The 23,651-nt window shown below is 60.7% G+C and carries 24 protein-coding genes and 1 tRNA gene; 14 read left to right on the top strand and 11 right to left on the bottom strand.

Annotation, left to right across the window (positions count from 1 at the left end; all coding sequences use genetic code 11):
- Positions 1-122: 122 nt before the first annotated feature.
- Positions 123-1,118 carry an aldo/keto reductase gene (locus tag C4J93_RS14500; RefSeq protein ID WP_124429712.1) on the bottom strand — a complete coding sequence of 332 codons (996 nt, stop codon included), beginning with the start codon at positions 1,116-1,118 and terminating at the stop codon, positions 123-125.
- A gap of 112 nt (positions 1,119-1,230) precedes the next feature.
- Here C4J93_RS14500 and C4J93_RS14495 point away from each other — a divergent pair, with 112 nt between their 5' ends.
- Complete coding sequence (locus C4J93_RS14495) at positions 1,231-2,142, top strand: LysR family transcriptional regulator (protein WP_124370848.1); 912 nt, start codon at positions 1,231-1,233, stop codon at positions 2,140-2,142.
- Here the strand turns inward: C4J93_RS14495 and C4J93_RS14490 are convergent.
- Positions 2,139-3,041: an AraC family transcriptional regulator gene (locus C4J93_RS14490; RefSeq protein ID WP_124429711.1), complete on the bottom strand. Its 903-nt coding sequence runs from the start codon at positions 3,039-3,041 to the stop codon at positions 2,139-2,141. The genes C4J93_RS14495 and C4J93_RS14490 overlap by 4 nt on opposite strands.
- Positions 3,042-3,143: 102 nt before the next feature.
- Here C4J93_RS14490 and C4J93_RS14485 point away from each other — a divergent pair, with 102 nt between their 5' ends.
- From C4J93_RS14485 to C4J93_RS14465, 5 genes are read left to right on the top strand one after another with little or no spacing between them, the layout of a single operon-like run.
- On the top strand, positions 3,144-3,704 hold the full coding sequence (locus C4J93_RS14485) for a carboxymuconolactone decarboxylase family protein (RefSeq protein ID WP_124429710.1): 561 nt from the start codon (positions 3,144-3,146) through the stop codon (positions 3,702-3,704).
- A 40-nt stretch (positions 3,705-3,744) separates the two neighbouring features.
- Positions 3,745-4,806, top strand: coding sequence for an acyl-CoA dehydrogenase family protein (locus C4J93_RS14480; protein WP_124429709.1), 1,062 nt, complete (start codon positions 3,745-3,747; stop codon positions 4,804-4,806).
- On the top strand, positions 4,803-5,606 hold the full coding sequence (locus C4J93_RS14475) for an ABC transporter ATP-binding protein (protein ID WP_124429708.1): 804 nt from the start codon (positions 4,803-4,805) through the stop codon (positions 5,604-5,606). Before C4J93_RS14480 ends, C4J93_RS14475 begins: the two co-directional genes overlap by 4 nt.
- Positions 5,593-6,792, top strand: coding sequence for an ABC transporter substrate-binding protein (locus C4J93_RS14470; RefSeq protein WP_124429707.1), 1,200 nt, complete (start codon positions 5,593-5,595; stop codon positions 6,790-6,792). Before C4J93_RS14475 ends, C4J93_RS14470 begins: the two co-directional genes overlap by 14 nt.
- Positions 6,789-7,559, top strand: coding sequence for an ABC transporter permease (locus C4J93_RS14465; protein ID WP_124429706.1), 771 nt, complete (start codon positions 6,789-6,791; stop codon positions 7,557-7,559). The genes C4J93_RS14470 and C4J93_RS14465 overlap by 4 nt, the downstream gene beginning before the upstream one ends.
- A gap of 48 nt (positions 7,560-7,607) precedes the next feature.
- Here the strand turns inward: C4J93_RS14465 and C4J93_RS27425 are convergent, their stop codons facing one another.
- Positions 7,608-7,742: a hypothetical protein gene (locus C4J93_RS27425; RefSeq protein WP_256657411.1), complete on the bottom strand. Its 135-nt coding sequence runs from the start codon at positions 7,740-7,742 to the stop codon at positions 7,608-7,610.
- Between the two features lie 173 nt (positions 7,743-7,915).
- On the opposite strand from C4J93_RS27425, the gene C4J93_RS14460 reads away from it, so the two are divergent.
- On the top strand, positions 7,916-8,110 hold the full coding sequence (locus C4J93_RS14460; RefSeq protein ID WP_124363023.1) for a hypothetical protein: 195 nt from the start codon (positions 7,916-7,918) through the stop codon (positions 8,108-8,110).
- Positions 8,111-8,122: 12 nt separating this feature from the next.
- On the opposite strand, the gene C4J93_RS14455 is transcribed toward C4J93_RS14460, so the two are convergent.
- Positions 8,123-8,503, bottom strand: coding sequence for a fe2+ zn2+ uptake regulation protein (locus C4J93_RS14455; protein WP_124363022.1), 381 nt, complete (start codon positions 8,501-8,503; stop codon positions 8,123-8,125).
- Between the two features lie 237 nt (positions 8,504-8,740).
- On the opposite strand from C4J93_RS14455, the gene C4J93_RS14450 reads away from it, so the two are divergent.
- Both C4J93_RS14450 and C4J93_RS14445 read left to right on the top strand, forming a co-directional pair.
- Positions 8,741-11,020 (top strand): acylase, encoded by a 2,280-nt coding sequence (locus tag C4J93_RS14450; RefSeq protein ID WP_124429705.1) that lies wholly within the window; start codon positions 8,741-8,743, stop codon positions 11,018-11,020.
- Positions 11,021-11,233: 213 nt separating this feature from the next.
- Positions 11,234-11,307: transfer RNA gene (locus C4J93_RS14445), tRNA-Cys, on the top strand.
- Between the two features lie 282 nt (positions 11,308-11,589).
- Here C4J93_RS14445 and C4J93_RS14440 read toward each other — a convergent pair.
- On the bottom strand, positions 11,590-12,405 hold the full coding sequence (locus tag C4J93_RS14440) for a hypothetical protein (RefSeq protein ID WP_124429704.1): 816 nt from the start codon (positions 12,403-12,405) through the stop codon (positions 11,590-11,592).
- A 724-nt stretch (positions 12,406-13,129) separates the two neighbouring features.
- Here C4J93_RS14440 and C4J93_RS14435 point away from each other — a divergent pair.
- On the top strand, positions 13,130-14,251 hold the full coding sequence (locus tag C4J93_RS14435; protein WP_124429703.1) for an SMP-30/gluconolactonase/LRE family protein: 1,122 nt from the start codon (positions 13,130-13,132) through the stop codon (positions 14,249-14,251).
- A 38-nt stretch (positions 14,252-14,289) separates the two neighbouring features.
- Here the strand turns inward: C4J93_RS14435 and C4J93_RS14430 are convergent, their stop codons facing one another.
- From C4J93_RS14430 to C4J93_RS14410, 5 genes are read right to left on the bottom strand one after another with little or no spacing between them, the layout of a single operon-like run.
- Positions 14,290-15,228 (bottom strand): LysR family transcriptional regulator, encoded by a 939-nt coding sequence (locus C4J93_RS14430; RefSeq protein ID WP_124370837.1) that lies wholly within the window; start codon positions 15,226-15,228, stop codon positions 14,290-14,292.
- Positions 15,229-15,279: 51 nt separating this feature from the next.
- On the bottom strand, positions 15,280-16,230 hold the full coding sequence (locus C4J93_RS14425; RefSeq protein WP_124367184.1) for an aldo/keto reductase: 951 nt from the start codon (positions 16,228-16,230) through the stop codon (positions 15,280-15,282).
- Between the two features lie 30 nt (positions 16,231-16,260).
- On the bottom strand, positions 16,261-17,715 hold the full coding sequence (locus C4J93_RS14420; RefSeq protein WP_124367183.1) for an efflux transporter outer membrane subunit: 1,455 nt from the start codon (positions 17,713-17,715) through the stop codon (positions 16,261-16,263).
- 18 nt (positions 17,716-17,733) lie between these two features.
- Positions 17,734-19,233 carry a DHA2 family efflux MFS transporter permease subunit gene (locus C4J93_RS14415; RefSeq protein WP_124370836.1) on the bottom strand — a complete coding sequence of 500 codons (1,500 nt, stop codon included), beginning with the start codon at positions 19,231-19,233 and terminating at the stop codon, positions 17,734-17,736.
- The gene (locus tag C4J93_RS14410; protein WP_124367181.1) at positions 19,230-20,351 is read right to left on the bottom strand and encodes an HlyD family secretion protein; all 1,122 of its coding nucleotides are present in this window, start codon (positions 20,349-20,351) and stop codon (positions 19,230-19,232) included. Before C4J93_RS14410 ends, C4J93_RS14415 begins: the two co-directional genes overlap by 4 nt.
- A gap of 250 nt (positions 20,352-20,601) precedes the next feature.
- On the opposite strand from C4J93_RS14410, the gene C4J93_RS14405 reads away from it, so the two are divergent.
- The 3 genes from C4J93_RS14405 (at position 20,602) to C4J93_RS14395 (ending at position 22,058) form a co-directional block, all read left to right on the top strand.
- Positions 20,602-21,228 carry a TetR/AcrR family transcriptional regulator gene (locus C4J93_RS14405; protein WP_124370835.1) on the top strand — a complete coding sequence of 209 codons (627 nt, stop codon included), beginning with the start codon at positions 20,602-20,604 and terminating at the stop codon, positions 21,226-21,228.
- Positions 21,221-21,730: a G/U mismatch-specific DNA glycosylase gene (gene mug, locus C4J93_RS14400; protein ID WP_124370834.1), complete on the top strand. Its 510-nt coding sequence runs from the start codon at positions 21,221-21,223 to the stop codon at positions 21,728-21,730. The genes C4J93_RS14405 and mug overlap by 8 nt, the downstream gene beginning before the upstream one ends.
- Positions 21,731-21,860: 130 nt before the next feature.
- Positions 21,861-22,058 carry a hypothetical protein gene (locus tag C4J93_RS14395; RefSeq protein ID WP_124363016.1) on the top strand — a complete coding sequence of 66 codons (198 nt, stop codon included), beginning with the start codon at positions 21,861-21,863 and terminating at the stop codon, positions 22,056-22,058.
- Positions 22,059-22,561: 503 nt separating this feature from the next.
- Here the strand turns inward: C4J93_RS14395 and C4J93_RS14390 are convergent.
- On the bottom strand, positions 22,562-22,816 hold the full coding sequence (locus C4J93_RS14390; RefSeq protein ID WP_124430880.1) for a hypothetical protein: 255 nt from the start codon (positions 22,814-22,816) through the stop codon (positions 22,562-22,564).
- 215 nt (positions 22,817-23,031) lie between these two features.
- Between C4J93_RS14390 and C4J93_RS14385 the strand changes: the two genes are divergently transcribed.
- Positions 23,032-23,640, top strand: a complete 609-nt coding sequence (locus C4J93_RS14385; RefSeq protein ID WP_124367178.1) for a LysE family translocator — start codon at positions 23,032-23,034, stop codon at positions 23,638-23,640.
- Positions 23,641-23,651 lie beyond the last annotated feature (11 nt).

The raw sequence follows: 23,651 nt of genomic DNA, 5'->3' as shown, positions 1-23,651 counted from the left end.
TTACGAAGCGTTATTGTCGGCGCGGCTTTGTTAGAGCTTCGTAGGGCTATCGGCTTGGACGGTAGGAGCTTTAGGTAGGTGTGTGTAAGAAAGTGCCGACGCCGTCGAGCGGCGCCGCCAGGTCAGATATTGAGCATCGCCATCACGTCCTCGGGGTAACGCATGCCGGCGGTTGCGTGCGCCGGGAAGATCGCTGCCAGCGCCGACACTTCAGTCGGCGCCAGGCTGATCGACACGGCCGCCACGTTCTCTTCCAGGTATTTGCGCTGCTTGGTGCCTGGGATCGGTACGATGTAGTCGCCCTGCGCCAATACCCAGGCCAGCGCCAGTTGGCCCGCCGTGATGCCTTTATCCGCCGCCAGCGCCTGCACCTGTTTGACCAGTTGCAGGTTTTTCGAAAAATTCTCGCCCTGGAAACGCGGGTTGAATCGCCGGTAGTCGTCAGCGCCGAAATCTTCCGGGCTTTTCAGTGCGCCGGTCAGAAAGCCCCGGCCCAACGGGCTGTAAGGCACGAAGGCGATGCCCAGCCGTTGGCAGGCGGCGAGGCAGCCGTTGTTTTCCTGCTCGCGGCTCCACAGTGAGTATTCGCTTTGCAAGGCGCTGATGGGGTGGACCTTATGCGCCCGTTCCAACGTGGCGGCAGACGCTTCGCTCAGGCCCAGGTAGCGCACCTTGCCCTGTTGCACCAACTCGGCCATGGCGCCGACGGTTTCTTCGATGGCCACCTCGGGATCGATGCGGTGCTGGTAGTACAGGTCCAGGGTTTCAATGCCCAGGCGTTGCAGCGTGCCGTCGATGGACGTGCGAACGTACTCGGGGCGCCCATTCACACCGCGCAGCGCCGGGTTCGCCGGATCGCGCAGGATGCCGAACTTGCTGGCCAGGAACACCTGATCGCGCTTGCCGGCGATGGCCCTGCCGATCAACTGTTCGTTGGTGTGGGGGCCGTACATGTCGGCGGTATCGAGGAAGTTGACCCCCAGTTCAAGGGCGCGGTGCAGGGTGGCGATGGCTTGCGTGGTGTCGAGGCCGGGGGTATAGAAGTCGCTCATGCCCATGCAGCCGAGGCCGATGGCGGAGACGTGTGGGCCGTTCTTACCGAGTTGACGAGTGCGCATGGTTCAGCTCCTTGGATGAAGGCGCCTATTGTCGCCCTCGACAAAACCTGGATAAACCGGCTAAAAGCACTATCACTATTTGGAAATTCTTAATAATCCTCAGAGGCTCACCGTGGACCGTTTCAATGCCATGCGCGTTTTCACCCGGATTGTGGAGTTGGGCGGGTTCGCCAAGGCGGCGGACAGCCTGCAACTGCCGCGCGCCTCGGTGACCGTGCTGATCAAGCAACTGGAGGCACACCTCGGTGTGCAACTGCTGCAACGCACCACGCGCCAGGTCAACCCGACCCTCGACGGTGCGGCGTACTACGAGCGCTGCGTGCAGTTGCTCACGGACCTGGAGGAAACCGAGGCGGTGTTTTCCTCGCGCCGGCAAAACCCGCGAGGCAGGCTGAGCATCGATATGCCGTCGGGCATTGGCCGTCTGATCGTGATTCCGGCGCTGCCGACGTTCACCGCGCTGTACCCGCAGATCGAGCTGGATATCGGACTCAATGATCGCCCGGTGGACTTGATCCGCGAAGGGGTCGATTGCGTGCTGCGCGGTGGCCTGGCGTTGGACGAATCGCTGGTGGCGCGACCGCTGGCGATGATGGACCAGTTGACCCTGGCCAGCCCCGCGTACCTGCAGCGCATGGGTGTGCCCACCAGCCTGGACGACCTGGCCCGGCATCAGATGATCGAGTACGTCTCCAGCGCCAGCGGCAAGCGCTTTGGCCTTGAATTCCAGCTCGGCACCGAACTGCGCACGGTCAACTTGGCGAAGCTGGTCGCGGTAAACAGCTCCGATGGGTATTTCGCCGCCTGTGAAGCCGGCTACGGGCTGATCCAGGCGCCGCATTATCACGCCATGGAGCAACTGGCCGAGGGCACGTTGGTGGAGGTATTGCCGCAAGTGGCGGTGCCGACCATGGCGCTGACTGCGCTGTACCCGCCGCATCGTCAGCTGTCCCTGCGGGTGCGCGTGTTTGTCGATTGGCTGGTGCAGCTGTGCGCCGCGCCGGGCAATGGCTTGCGGCGCTAGCTTTGCGCGCGGCGGTAGGCGCCCGGTTGTTGCCCGGTGACTTTATGAAAGGCGCGGGTAAACGCCGCCACCGATTGATAGCCCACCGCCAGCGATGCATCGGCCACGGTCTGGTCTGCCTTGAACAACTGGCAGGCGTGGCGCATGCGCATCATCAACAACACCTGGCCGGGTGATTGTCCGCACAGTTCATTGAAACGCTTGAAAAACGCCGAGCGTGACAGCCCGGTGCAGGCGGCCATGCTCTCCAGCGTCCAGTTTTCGGCCGGGCCTGCAATCAGCTGTTCCAACAAATTGGAAAATGCCGGGTGCCGAGCGAGTGCCGCCAGACCGCCCAATTCGCGGTTATCCAGCACTTGTTGACGCAGCACATACAAAAACAACAGATGGCACAGCCGTTCGAGCATGGCCGAGGAGGGGGCCGGCTGGCGCTCGCACTCTTGCAGGATCAGTTCGAACAGATTGCGCGCGGCAGTCAACGACGGGTCGCCGGCGCGCAGGATAATCCAGGCGGGCAGGTTGTCGACGATCATCGCCGACAGCCCGGACTGGAAATGAAAGAAGCCGCAGACAAGACCCACACCGTCCGTGGCGTTGTTGTCGAGCGCCAGCATCGGGCGGCGCGGGCATTCCTGCGCGCCCTGCGCAGTGTCTGCACCGGACAGCCGATATTCCAGATCACGCAGCAGGAATACCGCATCGCCATTGTTCAGGTACTGCGCCGGCTGGCCGTGGATGTGCAGCCAGCATTCGCCTTGCACAATCAGATGAAAACTCGCCCTGGCCAGCCCATGGGTGCTCGCATGCCAGTCGCCACAATAGCGGCCGACATGGAACAGGCTAGTGTTGAGTTCGAGGCTGTCTAATAACCAATCGACGAGTGCGCTGGACGAATTCATCTAATGAAAAGACTCTAGAGCAAGTAATCGCTACTTTAGCCTATTGAGCGGTTTTTTTATAACCAACAGACTGGAGTCATTCACCCATGAGGAGACCACTCCATGTCCCGCGTCCCGCTGCTCACCCCTGAAACCGCGCCGCAAGCCGCCAGGCCCTTTCTGGAAAACGCGCTGAAAGGCTCAGGGTTCATACCCAATCTGCTCGCCGTGCTGGCCAATGCTCCGGCCGCGTTGGAAACCTACATCACCGTTTCTGGCCTGAATGCCAAGTCGGAACTGAGCCTGGCTGACCGCGAAGTGGTGCAACTGATCGCCGCCACCCAGCATGGGTGCGATTTTTGCGTGGCCGGGCACACCGCCGTCGCGCGTAACAAAGCCAAGTTGCCTGAAGATGTGATTGACGCGCTGCGCCAGCGCGGCGAATTGCCCAATGCGCGCTATGAGACACTCGCCGCGTTCACCCGCGAAGTGATCGCCACCCGTGGTGATGTCAGCGATGCGGGCTATGACGCGTTCCGCGCCGCCGGCTACACCGACGGGCATGCGCTGGAAGTGATCCTGGGCGTCAGCCTGGCGACGCTGTGCAACTTCGCTAACGTGTTTGCGCGCACGCCGCTGAACCCGGAGCTGGCGCAGTACCGTTGGGAAAAACCGGCAAGCTGAACCGGCGATGGTCCACCTGTAGGAACAAGGAGAAACGTACATGCTTGACCCAATCTTGAGCCGTTGGCTCGATGTTCAAGCGCAGGCCCTGGACGTGGGCAGTTGCGATCCACAGGAAGTGCTGCCACGGCTGGCAGAGGCCAATGTGTTGCGCGTCGGCGTGCCCAAAACCCTGGGTGGCCTGGGCGGCGACGTGGCCGGGGCCGTGGAGGCCATCGCCAATATCGCCAGCCATTCCCTGGCGGCGGCGTTCGTGTGCTGGGGCCAACGCTCGTTTATCGAATACTTGTTGCAGAGCCCCAACGCGCCGCTGCGCGAGCAACTGCTGCCGGACTTGCTCAGCGGCAAGCTGGCCGGTGCCACCGGGCTGTCGAATGCGATGAAGTTCCTGTCCGGCATCGAGACGCTGCAGATCAGCGCCGAACCCAACGACCACGGCTGGACCCTCAACGGTCGCCTGCATTGGGTGACCAACCTGCGCAAGAGCGGCTTCGTCGCCGCTGCGGCCGTTGAACACGCGGCTGGCGGCGCGCCGTTTATCCTGGCGATTCCGGATTCAGTGGCCGGCTTGCAGCGCTCCCGCGACCTGGAGTTGCTCGGGCTGCAGTCGAGCAATACCGCTGCCCTCGGCCTGGAAGGCGTGGAGCTGAGCCGCGACTGGTTATTGCATGAGGACGCGCGCCAGTTCCTGCCCGCCGTGCGCCCGGCGTTCCTGGGTTTGCAATGCGGCCTGTCGATCGGGCTGGCGCGCCGCTCCCTGGCGGAGGTGGCTCATCATTTGGGCGCTTCGCGCACCGTGTTGCGCGAAGAACTCGAAGCGCTGCGCGTGACCCTCGATCACCTGGTCAACGAACTCAAGAACGGCCTGCTGGCCGGGCGATTCGCCGCTGAACCGGTGCCGTTGTTCAAGCTGCGCATCGCCCTGGCGGAAACCGCCGCCAGCGCTGTGCAGCTGGAGTTGCAGGCCAGCGGCGGCAAGGCCTACCTTACCGCCCACGGCAGCGGCTTTGCCCGGCGCTGGCGTGAATCGGCGTTTGTGCCCATCGTCACGCCCAGCCTGGTGCAGCTGCGCACCGAGCTGCACCGCCAGGCCAACCTATGAGCCTCGCGGTATTGACGGCGCAGGGCGTTTGCCTGGGGTATGCCAGTGGCCCGGTGTTGGAAGGCTTCGACCTGCAGTTGCAGCCCGGCGAAGTGGTGTCGATCCTCGGCCCCAGCGGCGTGGGCAAGTCCAGTCTGTTACGTGTGCTGGCCGGTTTGCAGGCGCCCCAGGGCGGCAGCGTACGCGTGCTGGGGGAGCCTTTGAATGGCCCGCATCCTCGGGTGGCGGTGGCGTTTCAGGACCCGAGCCTGCTGCCGTGGCTGAATCTGGAAAAGAACGTCGCCTTCGGCCTGGATTTCGCCCGGCAACCGCACCTGGGCAATGAACAGCGCCGCCAGCGTGTGGAGCATGCGATCGCCGCTGTCGGCCTGGAACACGCCCGTCACCAATTTCCCGCGCAGCTGTCCGGCGGCATGGCCCAGCGCACCGCATTGGCCCGCTGCCTGGCCCGCCAGCCACAGGTGTTGCTGCTGGACGAGCCCTTCGGCGCCCTCGACGAAGTGACCCGCGCGGACATGCAGCATCTGTTGCTCAAGGTCAATCGCGAACAGGGCTCGGCGGCCGTGCTGATCACCCACGACATCGACGAAGCCTTGCTGTTGTCTGACCGCATCCTGCTGCTGGGGAACCGCCCCGCGCGCACGTTGGGCGAGTGGCAAATCGACTTGCCGCAACCGCGTGAGGACCAGGTCGAAGCCATTGGCGCGCTGCGCATCGACATTCTTAAAACCCTACGGCAGGCGAGCCGCCCTCAACCCAACCCCCTTGATCTGCTGGAGCTTAGCCATGTGTCTGGATGACCTGACCCACTCGCGTCGCGACTTTCTCAAACTCTCGGCGGTGCTCAGCGCTGCCGGTGCCTTGCCGTTGCTGAGCAGCCTGCAGGCGCGCGCCGCCAGTGAGCCCGACGCGCCGGTGCGCATCGGCTACCTGCCGATCACCGACGCCACGCCGCTGTTGGTCGCGCACAATAATGGGCTGTTCGAAGCCGAGGGCATCCAGGCCGAACGCCCGGTGTTGCTGCGCAGCTGGGCCCAGGTGATCGAAGCGTTCATCTCGGGGCAGGTCAACGTGATTCACCTGTTGTCGCCGATGACCGTGTGGGCGCGCTACGGCAGCAAGGTGCCGGCCAAAGTGGTGGCATGGAACCACGTCGGTGGTTCGGGCCTGACCGTGGCGCCGGGGATCACCGACGTGAAGCAGCTGGGCGGCAAGTCGGTGGCGATTCCGTTCTGGTATTCGATTCATAACGTGGTGGTACAGCAGTTGTTCCGCGATAACGGGCTGACGCCGGTGGCACGCGCGGCGGGCGGTGCGATTGGCGCCAATGAAGTCAACCTGATCGTGCTGCCGCCGTCGGACATGCCGCCGGCATTGGCCAGCAAGCGCATCGACGGTTACATCGTCGCCGAGCCGTTCAACGCCCTGGCCGAGAACCTCAAGGTCGGCCGGGTGCAGCGCTTTACCGGCGACATATGGCGCAACCATGCCTGCTGCGTGGTGTTCATGCACGAACATGACCTGACCAACCGTCCTGAATGGTCGCAGAAAGTGGTGAGCGCCATCGTCAAGGCCCAGATCTGGACCCGTGACCATCGCGAAGAGGCGGTGAAGCTGCTGTCCAAGGACGGCCCGAACCGCTACACGCCGCATGCCGAACCGGTGTTGAGCAAGGTGCTCGCGCCTGCCGCCGCCGATCGCGCCGGGTACCTGGCCGATGGCGCGATCCAGCACGCCAACTGGGACGAGCACCGCATCGACTTCCAACCTTACCCATTCCCCAGCTACACGGAAGAACTGGTGCGCCGCCTCAAAGACACCTTGATCGAAGGCGACAAGCGATTCCTCGCCGACCTCGACCCGGCGTTCGTTGCCAAGGACCTGGTGGACGACCGCTTTGTGCGCAACGCCATCGAGGCCGTCGGCGGCATGCAGACCTTCGGCTTGCCTGAGGGTTACGCGCGGAATGAGGAGATTGGCGTTTGAACAACGGAAAAACCGGCGCGTGGCCGGGCTGGTTGCTCGGGTTCGGCGGTTTGGCCGGGTTGTTGGTGTTGTGGTGGCTGGGGGTAAAACTGTTTGGCGTGGCGGACGGCCTGTCGGCGCGCTTTTCCCTGGCGGCGACGTTCAGCAGCCTGTGGGAATTGCTCGGGCGCGGTGAGGTGTATGTGCACATCGCGGTGAGCCTCAAGCGCATCTTCGTCGGGCTGTTCCTGGCCTTGCTGATTGGAGTTCCGCTGGGTCTGCTGGTAGGCAGTTCGCGCAAGCTGGAGGCGGCGACCACGCCGGCCTTTCAGTTTTTGCGGATGATCTCGCCCCTGTCCTGGATGCCGATCGTGGTGATGCTGATGGGGGTAGGGGACCAGCCGATCTATTTCCTGCTGGCGTTCGCCGCCGTGTGGCCGATCATGCTCAACACGGCGGCGGGCGTGCGCCAGCTCGACCCGCGCTGGCTGCAATTGAGCAAGAGCTTGAGCGCGACGCGCTGGGAAACGTTGCGACGAGTGGTCATTCCGGGCGTGGTGGGGCATGTGTTGACGGGCGTGCGCCTGGCCATCGGCATTCTGTGGATTGTGCTGGTGCCGTGCGAGATGCTTGGGGTCAGTGCGGGGCTTGGGTATTACATCCTCGATACCCGTGACCGGCTGGCGTATTCGGAACTGATGGCGATGGTGTTGCTGATCGGGCTGCTGGGGTTTGCGCTGGACGCGTTGGCGCGGTGGCTGCATCAGCGCTGGGTGCATGGCGGGTAGCGGTTTTTCCAGGGTGAGCGTCTCGCCGGCAGCGAGACGCTCGTTCATTCAGCGGTGCTCGTAGCCTGGGCCACCGCCGTAGCGATGGTCATGCCAGCCGCCGCCACCTCGTGGAAAAAAGAAGCAGCCGCTCAGGGTCAACATGATCAGCAAGGGAATCAGCAGGGTGATTCGACGCAGCATTGGGGCAATCCTCCAGGGGCTCACAAGGTCAATCGGGCGCGGAACGAGCCAAAGCTTTTCATCGCCTGTAACATGAGACCTTGCCGCCCAGCGTCCATCCCCGTTTTCGGGTATGTGCTTGGCATCTGCGGCGATACACACTGGATACATTCTTTAAGGTTCAGGAACTCGTCATGACCCAGAAACAACGCTTGAAATACTCGATTCTGATTGCCCTGGCCGTACTGGCCTCGATGTTCGGCCTGTCCTACCTGCAGAACATTGGCGCCATCAGCGAGAAAACCTTCCAGTACCTGGCCATTGCGATTGCCGTGGTGGTGGTCGTGATCAACGGCATCATGCGTCGCAAGGTCAAGCCACACTTCTGATGCGCGCGTGATTCAGGCGCGTCCCTCGAGCACTTTGGCGGCCTCTTCGTGGAGGCTGTAGCTTTTGTCGGCATTGAGGGTGATCACGCCCTCGCTGCACAAGCGCTTGAGCACCTCGCGCACACTGAGAAACGATAACGGGATGCCCAGCTCCAGCAGATGGCTGTGCACGCCGCGCACGCCGAGGGTGCGCTGGTTGCCGGCAGCGGTGAGCAGGGCGTCGATGACCTTCAGCCGGATCAGGCTGGTGCGCAGACCGAAACACTTGAGCAAATGGCGAATACGCTGGTTGCCCTGCTGTTCGGGCGTTTTGCCGAACCCTAGGGGGGTGTTGCCGACATTGGCCTCGGCGGTCGATGAATGTCCATCCGTGGGCACTTGCGGGTTGTACATGCAAAAACTCCTTATCAGAGCCTGATCAGGAAAATGATGGTGCTCTTATTCAATAAGACGAACGAACGCGCAAAATCATGAAGTGCAGGATGTAGAAATTTTGTCGGTATCGGGTTTGTCACAGTGCGAGCGCCTGGAATAAACCGCCCACGCCATTAAATTATTTTCGGTTGGCTGCGTCCTTACGGTGGGGGAGTTGTCCCTACCGAGGGTGTTCAATTTGACTGTGGAGTCGGCGTGATTATTTTCAACGGGTTGTCCAGGGTATGCGTGGCAGGGCTGTTGCTGGGAATGAGCCTGGCGGCATCGGCGCGGGAGCCGGTGGCGCAGGCGTCCACAGAGATTCGGCGTACCACCTATGGCGTGCCGCATATCCGCGCCAATGATGAGCGCGGCCTGGGTTTCGGCATCGGCTATGCGTATGCCCAGGACAACCTGTGCCTGCTGGCCAATGAAGTGATTACGGTGAATGGCCAGCGCGCCCGGTTCTTCGGCCCCGAGCAGGCAACCCTGGAAGAACGCAACAACCTGGCCAGCGATGTGTTCTTTACCTGGCTCAACACACCGGACGCGGTGGAGGCGTTCTGGAAGGCGCAAACGCCGCAGATCCGCCAGCGCATCGAAGGCTATGTGGCCGGCTACAACCGTTATCTGAAAGAGCAGGGCGCGCCAGCGCAGTGTCAGGCGGCGTGGGTGCGGCCGCTGGTCAAGGAAGACCTGATCAAGTTGACCCGTAGGCTGCTGGTAGAAGGCGGTGTCGGCCAATTCGCCGAAGCCTTGGTGGGCGCGACGCCACCCCAGGCCACCGCCGCCGTGCAGCCCGACGCCAAGGCATTCGAAGTGGCCGCTGCCAATCAACAGCGCTTCACCCTTGACCGGGGCAGTAATGCCGTAGCGGTGGGCCGCGACCGTTCCTTCAATGGGCGTGGCATGTTGCTGGCCAACCCGCATTTCCCGTGGGTGGGCGGCATGCGTTTTTACGAGATGCACCTGACGATCCCCGGCCAACTGGATGTGATGGGCGCGGCGCTGCCTGGGTTGCCGGTGGTGAACATCGGCTTCAACCAGCACGTGGCCTGGACCCATACGGTGGACACCTCCAAGCATTTCACCCTGTATCGCCTGACGCTCGACCCCAAGGACTCCACGCGCTACCTGCTCGATGGCAAGTCCGTGCCCCTGGATAAAACCACGCTGACGCTGCAGATCAAGCAGGCCGATGGCAGCGTCAAGGACGTCACCCATACGGTCTACAGTTCACAGTTCGGCCCGGTGGTGCAGTGGCCCGGCAAGCTGGATTGGGACAACCATTACGCCTTCAGCCTGCGCGACGCCAACCTCGGCAACGACCGCGTGCTGCAGCAGTGGTACGCCATGAACCGCGCCGGCAGCCTCGCGGAGTTGCAAACTTCGGTGCACACCCTGCAAGGCATCCCCTGGGTCAACACCCTGGCCGCCGATGATCAGGGCCAGAGCCTGTACATGAACCTGTCGGTGGTGCCCAACGTCAGCGCTGCCAAACTGGCGCAATGCAGCGACCCGCGCGCCGGCCTGCAAATGATCATGCTCGACGGCAGCCGCAGCGCCTGCGCCTGGGACATTGACCCACGGGCCGCCCAGGCCGGCATTTTCGCGGCTGCCCAGTTGCCGCAACTGCAACGCACGGACTACGTGCAACATTCCAACGACTCCGCGTGGATGGCCAACCCCAAGGCGCCGCTTACCGGCTTCTCCCCGGTGATCAGCCAGGACAACATCGGCCTCGGCCCCCGCGCCCGATTCGCCCTGCAACGCCTGCAATCCCTGGAGAAACAACCCATCACCGTCAGCGCCCTGCAAAACATGGTCATGGACAACGAGGTGTACCTCGCCGGGCAAGTCATGCCCGACCTGCTGCAGTTCTGCGCCAAACAGCTTGGCACCGATGCTGCCGCGCTGCAGGCGCTGTGCACCAGCCTGAAAACCTGGGACCAACGCGCCAACCTCGACAGCGGCCTGGGCCTGGTGCACTTCATCAACCTGGTGGAACACCTGCAGCAAATACCCGATGCCTGGCGCGTCGCCTTCGACCCGGCTCACCCGCTGAGCAGCCCCAGCGGCCTGGCCATCGACCGCGCACCCGTGGCCAAAGCCCTGAGCGAAGCCATGCTGGCCTCAAGCACCGCAGTCGACAAACTCGGCCTGAGCCGTTGGGGTGACATCCAGGTCTCCGGCCAAACCCCGATCCACGGCGGCCCGCAAGAGTTGGGCATCTACAACGCCATGCAAACCGTGCCCCGCGCCGACGGCAAACGCGAAGTCGTCAGCGGCACCAGCTATTTGCAAATCGTCACCTTCGACGACAAAGGACCCCAGGCGGTAGGCGTACTGGCGTTCTCCGAGTCCAGCAACCCTGAGTCAAACTATTCCAAGGACCAGACCCAATCATTCTCCGCGAAAAATCTGCGCCCACTGCCATTCACCGACGCCCAAATCAAAGCCGACCCGCACTACCAGGAGCAACGCATCCAGGAGTAGGGCAGGCACGCAACCCCTTGATGCCAATGCGAAATATTTTTGAAATCAAGGGGTTGCAGGCAAAAGCAAATGAGTACATAATGGCGCCCATCGAACGCAATGAAGCATTAAAAACTTCAATGTATTCAATGAGTTAGAGTAGAGGCGAGCTTCACAGAGCCCACTCAAGTTTGTATGCGATGAGTGCCGGCAACACAGGCATTGATCGTTTGAGGCCGAGTAGCAAAATGGTTATGCAGCGGATTGCAAATCCGCCTACGCCGGTTCGATTCCGACCTCGGCCTCCACTCTTGAAAACCCCGTAGATTAACGTCTGCGGGGTTTTTTATTGGGTGGGATTTGGTTATCTATCCGCTGAAAGATAGTGCTGGGCAGGAGAAGGGCTAGCGATTGCGACGATCATCGTCACGAACTGAGTGGAGGCGGTGATCGAGAGGTCTGTGGCGAAGGTAGCTTTCGGCCAAAAGCGGCCATTAGCCGACATTCACGAAAGACGGCCTTCGACCTAGAGTGTGTAAAAACGCTCCGTCATTGATCCGTGCCGCGACACATTGGTTGCTTTGGACTGGTCAGACCGTCGAAAGAGCAATCGCTTTTTCTAAGACGGCTTGTAACATCTGCTCCGGTGATTGTTCCTTGTTGAAGAAGCTCGGGGACAATTTATCAGAGTCGTTTTCAGTCGATTGCCTGAGCAGGGCGAGCGGCCCCGATTGTCCTAACTGCTCTTGGTAAAGACTTTTTATACTGCCCCTAAAGCCATCAGGGTATGCCGCTTTCTCGACCTCTGGAAGATCATCGAAATAGTCCATGATGCCTTTGAAGATTTCACTGTTGTCACCGCCGTTCGTTATATTGGCGTACAACTTGGAAAAATATGTTTCATCCTGCTTACTAAGCTCCCCATAAGCGGCATATCGTTCTGCATCCGTATAGGTTCCTGAATCATCATAAACAATATTGCTTAGCCCGTTTCGGGCCATACCTTCAAATGGGTTTGGAAGTTTTTCTGGGGGGAGCTTAGACAGCCCAACTGCGTAATCTAGTGACTGTTGACCTAACGCCAAACGGGTAGGGTCGTCTGTTTTGGGAAGTAGATCCTTATTATTAAGATTCCCACCAGCAATCCGCTGCCCGAAATTGTACATATCGCTCTGACCCTTTGCATATTGTCCTTTTAAATCCCTATTGGACATAGAGGCTTGTTTGTCATCAGCGTTACTTAATGCGTACAGTGCCCGTGCAGAATCGGAGATTGTGACGGTCTCGGTCGTCTTGAGGGTGGCATCCCCTGAAGGTAAATTTACAGGGTTGGACGAAGGAAGCTTCTCTTGTGTAGGAGCCTTTGCCTGTGTACTTGCTTGATACGATTTGATCGAAATATCCATGGTAATACTCCATGCGCTGAGGAGAGCTCGAGAGCTGTCTTCAGCTAGGGTGCCTATACAAATGTCGGATTATTTGATTTCAAATTCGACAGTGTAGTTATAGGGAGGCGCCGATTGAATTGCTGTGATATTGGCGTTGCAAGTAGCGTTATCGGAACCAGCCTCTATAGCGGCAGGTAACCAGAATTCTTTAAGCCAAGGGTTGCTGTTTTTGATACATCGGATGAATAAAGATTTCACAACCTACAGGAACTAACACACATCCAGCCTGTAACTCTTCAATTTCAATAGCTTGCGCAGTGGTCCTGGTTGCCGCTACCGGGTATCACCATAGTCATAGTGCATAGGTCGAGTTACTAATTTTCGCCATTGCCCGTCGGCACCGTTATGCTCTGCTCGTTTCGGTAGAAAGATGACCGCCTGTCGATGCGCAGAGGTTGCTGGCACGATCCAGCCAATGATTTCTATGCCTTCGGTCTCCCACCAGCTGACGTGCCTAATACACTTTCCAATGTCTGATAGTGAGAAGAGGCCAGTGCCAGCGGTCGGTGATTGCGTCAGGCGTGTCCCTCCATCCGCAGCGAGGGCAGGATATATAACGCTTGCGCATTAAGCTCAAGGTAAACCCCGCCTACGCCAGCGCTCAAGCAACAACCACTTGTACGATGTCCTACCACAAGGTATTACTTAGTCTCCAACAAAAATAAAACGACGGAGACCACTCATGGACTCAACCCTGTCCGCCACGCCTGAAACCCTTACCCAAGCAAAGGGCAATACCCGCCGCAGCTTCCTGAAAAAATCCCTCGCTGTTTCCGCCACGCTCGCCACCCTCGGCAGCACCACACTGACCCGGCTCTCCGAGGCCGCCGAACCCTTGAGCCAGCGTTACCCTGATCCATTGGTTCACATCCTCGACGACAGTTTTCTCGAGCTACGTGTATTCAACGCCAGTGTTGAAAAACTCGCCACCGGTATGCGCTGGGCCGAAGGGCCGGTGTGGGTCGGTGATGGCCGCTATTTGTTGGTCAGCGACATTCCCAATAATCGCATCATGCGCTGGGACGAGATCAGCGACACCTTCACCGTGTACCGCGAACACTCGAATTTCTCCAACGGCATGTGCCGGGATCGCCAGGGGCGTCTGATCGTCTGCGAAGGCTCGACCACCACCAGCGAAGGCCGTCGCATCACGCGCACCGAATACAATGGCACGATCACCGTGCTGGCCGACAGCTTCGACGGTAAGCGCTTCAATTCGCCCAACGACATTGTCTGCAAAAGTGACGGATCGATCTGGTTCACCGACCCGCCATTCCAGACCGGCAACAACTACGAAGGGCACAAAATCACCCCGACCCAGCCCCACGCCGTGTACCGCATCGACGGCGAGAGCCAAGCAGTCACGCGGGTAATCGACGACCTCAATGGCCCCAACGGCCTGTGCTTTTCTCCCGATGAGAAAACCCTGTACGTCGTCGAAGGTCGCGCCAAGCCCAATCGCCTGATCTGGGCGATTGCCGTGAAGGACGACGGCACGCTGGGCGAACGCCGCAAGCACATCGAGGGGCTGGACTATGCCGCAATCGACGGCATCAAATGCGACGAAGCCGGCAACCTGTGGTGCGGCTGGGGCGGCAATGGGGATCCCAAGGCTGACCTGGAAAAACTCGATGGCGTGCGCGTGTTCAATCCGCAGGGCAAGCCCATCGGGCACATTTCGCTGCCAGAGCGCTGCCCGAATGTGTGCTTTGGGGGGCGTGAAGGGAATCGGCTGTTCATGGCCAGTAGTCATTCGATCTACGCGCTGTTTGTGAATACGCGTGGGGCTACGTTTGTGTTGTGAAGACGACATCCCGCCGCGCATCCGAGGATGCGCGGCCTTCAGGCCCGTTCTGACGAGCGCGCAATTTTGTCATCGTTCGCCAGCAATCCCGGCATGTAGTCTTGAAGGAACGCCACCCAGGTTTTGATTTTGGCATCGACGAATTTTCGTGAAGGGTAGATCGCAAACAGGTTCAACTCTTCGAAACGATATTTCGGCAGCACCCGCACCAGGGTGCCTGCCTTGAGGCCGGCCACGGCGGACGCGATCGGCTGGATGCCAATGCCCATGCCAAGCGTGATGGCGACGGTCATGGCATCGGCGGTGTTGACGTGGAACGGCGACAGCGGCGTGGTCACGGTTTCCACGCCTTCAGGCCCTTCGAAAATCCAGTGTTCAGCCGGCATGACCGTGTTGACGATTCTCAAGCAATCACGCTCACCCAGCGAACCCGGGGTGTCGGGCATTCCGCGTTTGTTCAGGTAGTCAGGCGAAGCGCACAGGATGCTGTAGGTGGTGCCCAGCCGCTGCGCAACGAAGCCCGAATCCGGCAGGTCCCGCGCCAGCACGATCGACATGTCGTAGCCTTCCTCCAGCAGATCCGGCAGCCGATTGTTCAGCGTCAAATCAAACAGTACCGAGGGATAGGTCTCTCGGTATTTTGCGATGGCGTCGATCACGTAGTGATTGCCGACGGCCGCCATGGCGTGGATTTTCAAGCGGCCCACGGGCGTGACCTGTGCGGTGCCGGCTTCCTCGTCGGCCTCCCGCAGCTCGTCCAGAATCTTCTCGCAGCGTTGCAGGTAACGTGTGCCGGCCTCGGTCAGCGCCAGGCGCCGGGTCGTGCGGTTGATCAGGCGGGTTTGCAGGCGGGCCTCGAGGTGGGTGACCGCTTTGGAAACGTGGTTCGTGGTGGTGTCCAGCAACTGGGCCGCCGCAGTAAAACTGCCGCTTTGGGCGACCGCCAGGAAACAGCGCATGGTCTGGAAAACATCCATCATTATCACCTCAAGGGAAAAAGGAACGGCCAGCGCCGTCCCTGTCGCGTACTAGTGTTTGCGCGGGATGAAACCCGGAACCCCCGTCTCGACCACCGAGTTGAAGCGTATGCGCGTGGTGATCTCTTCGCGAATTTCCTGCATGGCCCTATGGGGCAGGGTGGTGATGTTGAAGTTTTCGCGGATATGGCTCGGTGTCGCCGAGGTGGTCAGGAACGCGGCGCCGCGCTGTACCGCCCAAGCCAGCAATACTTGGGCCGGCGTGCGATGCAAATGCCGGGCGATACTGGTAATCACCTCGTCTTCCAACACGTTCGGCTCCATGCCATGCCCGAGTGGGGCAAAGGCGAGGACGACGATTCCATGCTGTTTGCAGAATTCCAGCAGTTCCCATTCCGGCAGGTAAGGGTGGGATTCGACCTGCACCACGGCAGGCTTGATCCGCGCCTGGGCGACAAGCTCCTTCAGCGCTTGGAGCGTGATATCGGACAGGCCGATAGATCCGCAACGGCCTTCATCCACCAGTTGCTCGAGCGCCCGCCAGGTGTCGATCAGCTTCACGTCGTTGTCGTAGAGGACATGACCGAACGCATCGCGTGGGTCCTGATCGTCACCTGCCTTGAATGCGAAGGGCGTGTGGATCAGATAGCAATCGATGTAGTCCACCTGAAGCCGACGGCAACTGGCCTCGAACGCAGGCAATACGCGCTCGGGACGGTGGTTGGTGTTCCACAGCTTGGTGGTGATGAACAGGTCTTCGCGCCGCGCCTTGCCCGTGTCCATGAAGGCTTTGAAGGCAACGCCTACACGTTCTTCGTTGCGATACCGCTCGGCGCAATCAAAATGGCGGAACCCGGTTTCCAGCGCGTGGGTGACCGCCTCGGTGGTGACGCTGAGGTCTTTGAACAGGGTGCCGAAACCGACGGCGGGCATTTTGCCCGTGCCGTGATTCAGCGCAAATGTTGTAGCGCGCAGTTCATCGTGAAACGCTTCGTAGGACATGTCATTACTCCAATATCGAGGCCGCAGCCTCTACTGATAGGCACGTTGTGGGGCTTGGTGGCGAGCAATCCGTTGCTCACCGACGCCGACGGTGTTGCCGCCGAGGGCGACAAACAGCTGCACGATGTCGAGGTACTGCGCGGTCTTCGCGCGGACATGGCCCAGCAACGACTGTTGATAGGCGCGCTCGGCTTCCAATACCTGGAGGATGCTGGTTTCACCCAGGGCGTAGGCTTGCTGGTTCAGCCCCAGGCTGGTTTGCGCCGCTTGCAGGGCCTCTTCTTGGGCGCGCAACTCTTCGGCGTCATGGTTGATCGCTTGCAGCGTGTCCGCGACCTGGCCGAACGAGCTGATGACGGTCTGCTGATAGCCGGCCAGCGCCGCGTTGTAGCCTTCAATCGCTGCCTGCTGCTCGGCCTTGAGGCTGCCGCCATTGAAGATCGGCCCGGCGACGCCCGCCGCGAAACCCCAGAGCGCAGCAGCGCCATTGCCTGACGCCGCCTGGGCGAACGAGGCGGACAACGTCACCCGTGGATACAAATTGGCGGTGGCCACGCCGACAGCGGCGCTGGCAATGTGCAGCCCGGCCTCGGCCTGGCGTACGTCCGGGCGGTTGTGCGCCATTTCCGAGGGCAGGCTCACCGGCACGTTTGATGGCAAGGTGAATTCATCGAGATGGAAGTCCGGCGCGATCCAGTCAGCCGGTCCCTTGCCGGCCAGGATCGACAGCGCATGGCCGGCCGCCTGCCGTTGCTGGGCCAGCGGTGGCAGCAGGGTGCGGTCCTGGGCCAGACGCGTTTCGGCCAACGACACGTCGATTCGCGTGGCACTGCCGTTGAGACGGGCCGCGCGCACCAGTTCGAGGTTTTTGCTGTCATTGGCCAGCAGTTTTTCCACGGCCAGGATTTGCGCATTGGCCGAGGCCACCCGCAAGGCCTGACTGGCGACTTCGCCGGTCAGGGTCAGGTACGCCGCTTCGAAACGATGCCGTTGCAGCTCGGTAAACGCTTGCCGCTGTTCGACCAGCCGTTGATTGCCGCCGAACACATCCAGATCAAAACCGACCCTAGGCCCGACCGCGTAGATATTGGCGGTCGAAGGTGCCTGGGCGTTGTGCACGCGCTGGCGACCCGCCGTGGCGCCGAAGTCGGCTTGCGGGTACAGCGCACCTTGTGCCGCTGCCACGGCTTGAGACGCCTGGCGAAGGGTTGCGTCGGCAGCAACCAGTTCAAGGTTGCCATCAATGGCACGGCGCATTACCTGGTCCAGCTTGGCTGAGCGCAAGGCAGACCACCATTGCCCGCTGACTTTTTGACCGAGCGCAATGCGTTGCTGAGCGCCCAGACGTTGTTCGGCCTGCGGGTCGTAATGCTGCGAAGGGCTCGGTTCAGGTGCTTTGAAGTCAGGGCCAACGCTGCAGGCCGAGAGAAAAGCCAGTGCCGACAGTGCCGCGAGTTTCGGTTGGAACAGGTGGATGGATTTCATTGGGCACACTCCACGAAGCTAGTTGGCCGCAGCAGGTTTGCGAAGAAAGAGCATCAGCGGGCACACCACCAGCATGGCCACCATCAGGATCTTGAATTGGTTGACCACAGCGATGAACGCCGCCTGGTGGGTGATCAGGTGGTTGAGCCCTTCAAGCGCCTGCAGCGACAGCGGCGCGCTGCCGAAATGGGCAGCAGCGCGATAGGCCGTCACGTTGCTGGCCAGCGCCGAGTGCATCGCCTGGGTGGTGTTGAAGAAGAAAATCTGCACGATCGCCACGCCGAGAGTGCTGCCGTATACCCGCGACAGATTGAACAGGCCGGTGCCTTCGGCACGCAACGCGGGGTCGAGGGTGCTGAACGCAACCTTGGTCAGCGCCGGCATCAGGATGCCGATGCCGATTCCCTGTATCGCACCGGTTACCGCAACGGGCCAGCCGTCCATCAACGGCGAATAGCCGAGCATCAGCCAGTTGGCATAAATCACCGCTCCCGCGCCTGCCGCCACGAACAGTCGACGGTCGAAGCGCTCAGGCACACGCCCCATCAACAGGAACCCGCCGACCAGGGCGATGCCCCGTGGCAGGGTCAGCGCACCGGTGGTGTCAGGCGGGTAGCCGAGAATCTCATTGAGCATCGGCGACGTCAGGGCCATGGTCGACAGCAGCACAAAACCCACGGCGAAAAAAATGATCGTCGACAGCACGAAATTGCGATCACCCAGTAGACGCTTGTTGAGGAAATGAGCCTTTCTGGTCAATACATGCGCCAGGAACCCATACAGGCCGAGCGCACTGGCCAGCGCCTCGGCCCAGATTTCCGGCGAGTCGAACCAGTCCATGCGCTCGCCACGGTCGAGCAGCATTTGCAGGCTGATCAATGCCAGGGTGAAGGTACCAAAACCAAAGAAGTCGAACGCCGGGGCCTTCGTGGCTTTTTTCTCGGCCAGCAGCAATGCCACGACCAGGAAGATGTAGGCCGACAACGGCAGGCTGACGTAGAAAATCGGGCGCCAGTCGTAATGCTCGGCAATCCAGCCACCGATGGCCGGGCCGCTGACGATGCCCACCAGCACGATGGCCGTCCAGGTTGCGCCGAACTTCAGGCGTTTTTCGGGGGCCAACGTCTCCATGGCAATTGCCATCGACAGGGGCGCCAACACGCCACTGGCCAGGCCCTGGATGACTCGTGCGCCGATGAACGCCAGCGCAGTGCTGGAAACCGTAGCCAGCAGCAAGCCGAGCACAAAGAAGGCCAGCGCGGCTTGATACACCCGCTTCAAGCCAAAACGTGCGGTAAGCCATTGCGCGACCGGCAGGGTGATCGCGCTCGCCGCCAGGTACGCGGTGAAGATCCAGCCCGCCTGGTCGTCGGTCATCGACAGGCTGCCTTGAATCAACCGCAGTACCGCGTTCGGCAACGGCAGGTTCGCCGACTGCATGTAGGTCGCGAGCAGAACGGCCAACCTGAGCGAGCGCGCACTGCTTGCATGCGGGGTTGTCTGAGCATGGGCGTTCATTGCAAGTGACCTGCCGACAGTAACGATTTGAGCGGGTGCCACCATGGCGTGCGATGTCCGGTATCCACCGTGACCGTAGCGCTGGTGCCTGAAAACAGCGGCAGGGCAGGGTCTGCGTCATCCAGTTCAAGGCGAACCGGGACGCGCTGGACCACTTTCACCCAGTTGCCGGTGGCATTTTCCGGCGGCAGCAGGGCGAAGTCCGAACCGGCGCCGGGGCTCATGCTGGTGACGTGGGCCTTGAACACGCGGTCCGGGTAGGTGTCGATGCGGATGGTCGCTTCCTGGCCGGGGCGCATGTGCGTCAGCTGGGTTTCGCGGAAGTTGGCCTCAACCCAGGTTTGGCGGTCGTCAATCAACGCAAAGGCCGGCGCGCCGCTGTCGAGGTGGTTGCCCACCTGAACGTCATCGACCTTGGCAACGATACCGTCAGCCGGCGCGTAAACCGTGGCATACGACAGGTAGAGCTGCGCCTCGTCCAGAATGGCCCTGGCCTCTCGGACGCTGGGGTGAGTGTCGGCTTCGATGTTCGGGTTGCCGTTCAACGCTGAAACGGTGGCGGCGATCTGTTGTTCGATGGACGCGATGCGCTGCAGCGCCACCTTGAGGTCGGTTTCCGAGCGTTCATAAAGGGAACGGGACACGAACTCGGTTGCCACCAACGCTTTCTTGCGGGCAAATTCCTTGCGGTCGAAGCCCGCCGACGCTTTCGCCGACTGCAGTTGCGCCTGTTGCTGGCGATAGCTGGCCTTGAGGCCATCGATGCGCAGCCGTGCGACACCCAGTTGCGCTTCGGCACGATCGATCGCGATCTGCAACGGCTTGGGGTCGATGCGAAACAACGCTTGGCCTTGGGCCACCTTTTGATTGTCGTCAACCATGATTTCCACTACCTGCCCGGAAATACGTGCGTTGATCGTGGCCTTGGCTACCCGGGCGTAGGCGTTATTGGTCGTGATGAAAGGCACGCCGGCCACGTAGTACGCGTAGCCAACGACGGCGAAGAGCGCGGGCACGCCGACCATCAGCCAGGGCCGCACCTTTTCCTTCAAGGAGGTGTTGATGGGCGATGGGGTTTCAAAGGCCTGCGAAGCCGGGAGGTCGATTTGCGTAGTCATGATCGAGTGCACCTTTAACCGGGAAGCCGGGCCTGGCGTCGTCGCCTGGCACCGACAGGAATAACTGCTGTTGGAAAGCAAACCCGCAGGTGGTTGGGAGGGTTGCTCCGCCACCTCTGTTTCGTCGTTGCAACACCCGGTTTGAGCTTCGCGTGAACAAACATGGATCAAGGAATTTGTGATTCCTTGTTTTTGTGCGATGGTGTAAAAATATCCCCACATGCACCTTCCTGCAAGGATTTTGTACGATATGGCACAAAATAAACCGACAGAGGGTAAAGGCCGCGGCCGACCCCGTGCATATGACCCGCAGACAGCGCTGCAACAAGCGCTCGATGTGTTCTGGAGTACCGGCTACTCCGGCGCGTCTCTGGACAGCATCGCCACAGCGGCAGGCATGAATCGCCCGAGCCTTTACGCGGCCTTCGGTGGCAAGCATTCGCTGTACATCAGGGCGCTGGAGCAATATTGGGACGTTGCCGGCGCCGAGATGCAGGCGGCGCTGACGGATAGCAGCCTGACATTGCGTGAGGCGTTGCTGCGTTTCTATGAGGGGCAGTTGTCGATCTACTTTTCGGGCGAAGGTCAGCCGCGTGGCTGCTTCGCGATCGGCACGGCGACCACCGAAGCGGTCGAGGACCCGGAAATTCGCGCGGTGCTGTCGGACCGCCTCGGCCGCCTCGATGCCGACCTGGAAGTGCGCCTGCGAGCGGCCATTGAGTCCGGAGAGTTGAGAGGCGATGTTGACGCCGCAGCGCTGGCGGTACTGGCGTCATCGTTGCTGCACAGCATCTCTATCCGTGCACGGGCGGGTAAACCCCGCAATGAGCTGACCGAGTTGGTACGCAAGGCGGTAAGCGTGATCTGCGGTGAATGAAGGCCTAGAAGACATACTGGCCGAGCAGTTGGCGGTGGTGTTTTGCGGAATCAACCCCGGCATGACCGCTGCCGCTCAAGGGCATCACTTTGCGGGCCGAGGCAATCGTTTCTGGCGCACGCTGCATCTGGCCGGGTTTACGCCTGGGCAAGTGCCTGCGCAAAGTGATCGCACCCTGCTTCAGTACCAGTGCGGACTGACCGCCGTGGTCGAACGGCCAACGGCACGGGCCGATCAATTGTCCAGGCAGGAGTTCATCGCAGCGGCCGTGGCTTTCGAACAGAAGATCGCTCGTTATGCACCGCGCTATGTGGCGTTTCTCGGCAAGGCGGCGTATGCGGCGTTATCCGGGCAGCGCCACGTGGAGTGGGGGCTGCAGAGCAGGACTTTCGGCAATGCCGCCGTGTGGGTCTTGCCCAACCCCAGTGGGCGAAACCTGGCGTTCAGCCTGGAGCAACTGGTGGTGGCCTACCAGCAGCTCAGGCAGGTCGCATGCAACTAAGGACGTGTTTGCGCCGACTCCGGAAACGCTGAGCCGACCACCATTCGTCTAACAGCCGGCACTCTGCCTGCCATGCCGTCTCTGAATATCAAGCGCGGATATCCCGAGCGTTTTTGAACGGAGAGCCAGCATGCACATCAATGAAAATGCCCCAGGAAACCTTTCCCAGCAGGCAGTGACCCGCAGCACGGACAACGAAACCGGGCACGATCCCAAGCGCGACGAAGATGGCATTCCGTTGCCGCCGGACGACGAGGCGCCTCTGGAGGAGGATATGTCCGATGTAGATGCGGCCGATTCGGTGGCGAGTGAGCATCCGGATAACTAGTGGTTGATTCAACTTTCCGAACCCGGCCTGGTGCCGGGTTTTTTTGCGCTCGTGGTGCGTACGGGAGGGCTCGCTCGGCTCGGGCGGGGGCCTGGAAGGGGACTGCTACGCAGTCCAGCGGGAGCAAGCTCCCTCGCCACAGGGGTTCCTGAATGGTTTTTCGACGGGTGACGCGTCTAGATCAAGGGTTATAGCCCCGTCAGGGTTGTCATCAGCGTCTTGGCCGACTACCCTGGAAATGTTTGTATTGTTACAAACAATTTCGGTGCGACTGTTTTCCAGTCACACGGCTTCAGGACGAGGAACGAAAAATGTTTTCACACGAAGGTACCGCATTAGAGCTGTTAACCCTGGTTTTCGGTGTGACAGGCCTACTCTTGGTGGCCTGGTTCTTTCATCATCAATACGAACTCAGAGCGCGAAAGCGTGTAAAAAAACAACGCGCCGGCGACGGGCAGCACTCAGCGCAAAGCCGCTGACTCCCCATAACCTGCCGGCTGGCCTCAACCAGCCGCTTCGGCTCTGCTGATCCGCTGCGCTTTGACTTCCTGCGCGTAGGCTTCAATACGTTGCTGCTGGACGGCTAACAACGCGCATACCTTAAGCATTGGCGCCTGATCACACGCGTTGCCGGCGGCCGCCAGGGCCGTCAGTTCAACCACCGACCAGCCGATGACAGCGCTGGCATCTTCAAGGTCGTAGAACAATTCCTGCTGCGCGGTCCTGGGGCCGTCCAGATTCTCTATCACCGTGTCCACCGCGTTATTCGTAGGCAAAGAAAAGCCCGCGATGGGGGAGCGGGCTAAAAGGTGTTCATGTAGGAGCTGGGTTAACCTTAGGCCTGCGTCTGTGAAAGCTTTGTGAAACCCATGTCATCAAAGTGTATTCCTCGATCCAACACCAGCTGTATGGGGCGATAAACTGCGCAACCCTCTACTGTCGCAGGACATCAACTCCGCTTGGATGCCGCGCCATGTTCATGTCCACCAGCCTTCTGTCAGCCTTTGTGCTGTTCGCCTTCGTCTCCTCGATCACGCCGGGCCCCAATAACACCATGTTGCTGGCCTCTGGCGTGAATTTCGGCTTTCGGCGTTCGATGCCTCATGCACTGGGTATCAGTATTGGCTTCATGGTGCTGGTGATTTGCGTGGGGTTGGGCCTGGGCGAAGTGTTCAAGCTGTTCCCCTGGGCGTACACGCTGTTGCGCTATGTCGGTGCTGCTTATCTGCTGTACCTGGCCTGGAAGATCGCCAACGCTGGCGGCATGGCGGACAGCACTGACGAACAGGGCAAGCCGATGACTTTTCTCGGCGCAGCGGCCTTCCAGTGGGTCAACCCCAAGGCATGGATCATGGCGCTGGGCGCGATCACTACCTACACGCCGGCCGAGGGTTATGTGACCAATGTGCTGGTGATTGCGCTGGTGTTTGCCGTGGTCAACTTGCCCAGTGTGTGCGTGTGGGTCGGCTGCGGCAGCGGCTTGCGCAGCGTATTGCGCGAACCGCGCTGGTTGAAGGTGTTCAACTGGACGATGGCGGGTCTGTTGGTGCTGTCGTTGTATCCGATGCTCGTTGTCGGGTGACAGCGCACTAG

Origin of the sequence: Pseudomonas sp. R2-37-08W, assembly GCF_003851705.1 — a bacterium.
Taxonomy (GTDB): domain Bacteria; phylum Pseudomonadota; class Gammaproteobacteria; order Pseudomonadales; family Pseudomonadaceae; genus Aquipseudomonas.
This window is presented reverse-complemented; position numbering and strand designations above follow the sequence as displayed.

What these genes read in the sequence shown, in the direction of transcription:
- C4J93_RS27425 (WP_256657411.1), bottom strand. Translation starts at nt 7,742, where the DNA reads ATGCTGCGTCGAATCACCCTGCTGATTCCCTTGCTGATCATGTTGACC.
- C4J93_RS14395 (WP_124363016.1), top strand. Translation starts at nt 21,861, where the DNA reads ATGCACATCAATGAAAATGCCCCAGGAAACCTTTCCCAGCAGGCAGTG.
- C4J93_RS14500 (WP_124429712.1), bottom strand. Translation starts at nt 1,118, where the DNA reads ATGCGCACTCGTCAACTCGGTAAGAACGGCCCACACGTCTCCGCCATC.
- C4J93_RS14415 (WP_124370836.1), bottom strand. Translation starts at nt 19,233, where the DNA reads ATGAACGCCCATGCTCAGACAACCCCGCATGCAAGCAGTGCGCGCTCG.
- C4J93_RS14425 (WP_124367184.1), bottom strand. Translation starts at nt 16,230, where the DNA reads ATGTCCTACGAAGCGTTTCACGATGAACTGCGCGCTACAACATTTGCG.
- C4J93_RS14460 (WP_124363023.1), top strand. Translation starts at nt 7,916, where the DNA reads ATGACCCAGAAACAACGCTTGAAATACTCGATTCTGATTGCCCTGGCC.
- C4J93_RS14435 (WP_124429703.1), top strand. Translation starts at nt 13,130, where the DNA reads ATGGACTCAACCCTGTCCGCCACGCCTGAAACCCTTACCCAAGCAAAG.
- C4J93_RS14475 (WP_124429708.1), top strand. Translation starts at nt 4,803, where the DNA reads ATGAGCCTCGCGGTATTGACGGCGCAGGGCGTTTGCCTGGGGTATGCC.
- C4J93_RS14485 (WP_124429710.1), top strand. Translation starts at nt 3,144, where the DNA reads ATGTCCCGCGTCCCGCTGCTCACCCCTGAAACCGCGCCGCAAGCCGCC.
- C4J93_RS14440 (WP_124429704.1), bottom strand. Translation starts at nt 12,405, where the DNA reads ATGGATATTTCGATCAAATCGTATCAAGCAAGTACACAGGCAAAGGCT.
- C4J93_RS14420 (WP_124367183.1), bottom strand. Translation starts at nt 17,715, where the DNA reads ATGAAATCCATCCACCTGTTCCAACCGAAACTCGCGGCACTGTCGGCA.
- C4J93_RS14385 (WP_124367178.1), top strand. Translation starts at nt 23,032, where the DNA reads ATGTTCATGTCCACCAGCCTTCTGTCAGCCTTTGTGCTGTTCGCCTTC.
- C4J93_RS14470 (WP_124429707.1), top strand. Translation starts at nt 5,593, where the DNA reads ATGTGTCTGGATGACCTGACCCACTCGCGTCGCGACTTTCTCAAACTC.
- C4J93_RS14490 (WP_124429711.1), bottom strand. Translation starts at nt 3,041, where the DNA reads ATGAATTCGTCCAGCGCACTCGTCGATTGGTTATTAGACAGCCTCGAA.
- C4J93_RS14455 (WP_124363022.1), bottom strand. Translation starts at nt 8,503, where the DNA reads ATGTACAACCCGCAAGTGCCCACGGATGGACATTCATCGACCGCCGAG.
- C4J93_RS14430 (WP_124370837.1), bottom strand. Translation starts at nt 15,228, where the DNA reads ATGGATGTTTTCCAGACCATGCGCTGTTTCCTGGCGGTCGCCCAAAGC.
- C4J93_RS14405 (WP_124370835.1), top strand. Translation starts at nt 20,602, where the DNA reads ATGGCACAAAATAAACCGACAGAGGGTAAAGGCCGCGGCCGACCCCGT.
- C4J93_RS14480 (WP_124429709.1), top strand. Translation starts at nt 3,745, where the DNA reads ATGCTTGACCCAATCTTGAGCCGTTGGCTCGATGTTCAAGCGCAGGCC.
- C4J93_RS14410 (WP_124367181.1), bottom strand. Translation starts at nt 20,351, where the DNA reads ATGACTACGCAAATCGACCTCCCGGCTTCGCAGGCCTTTGAAACCCCA.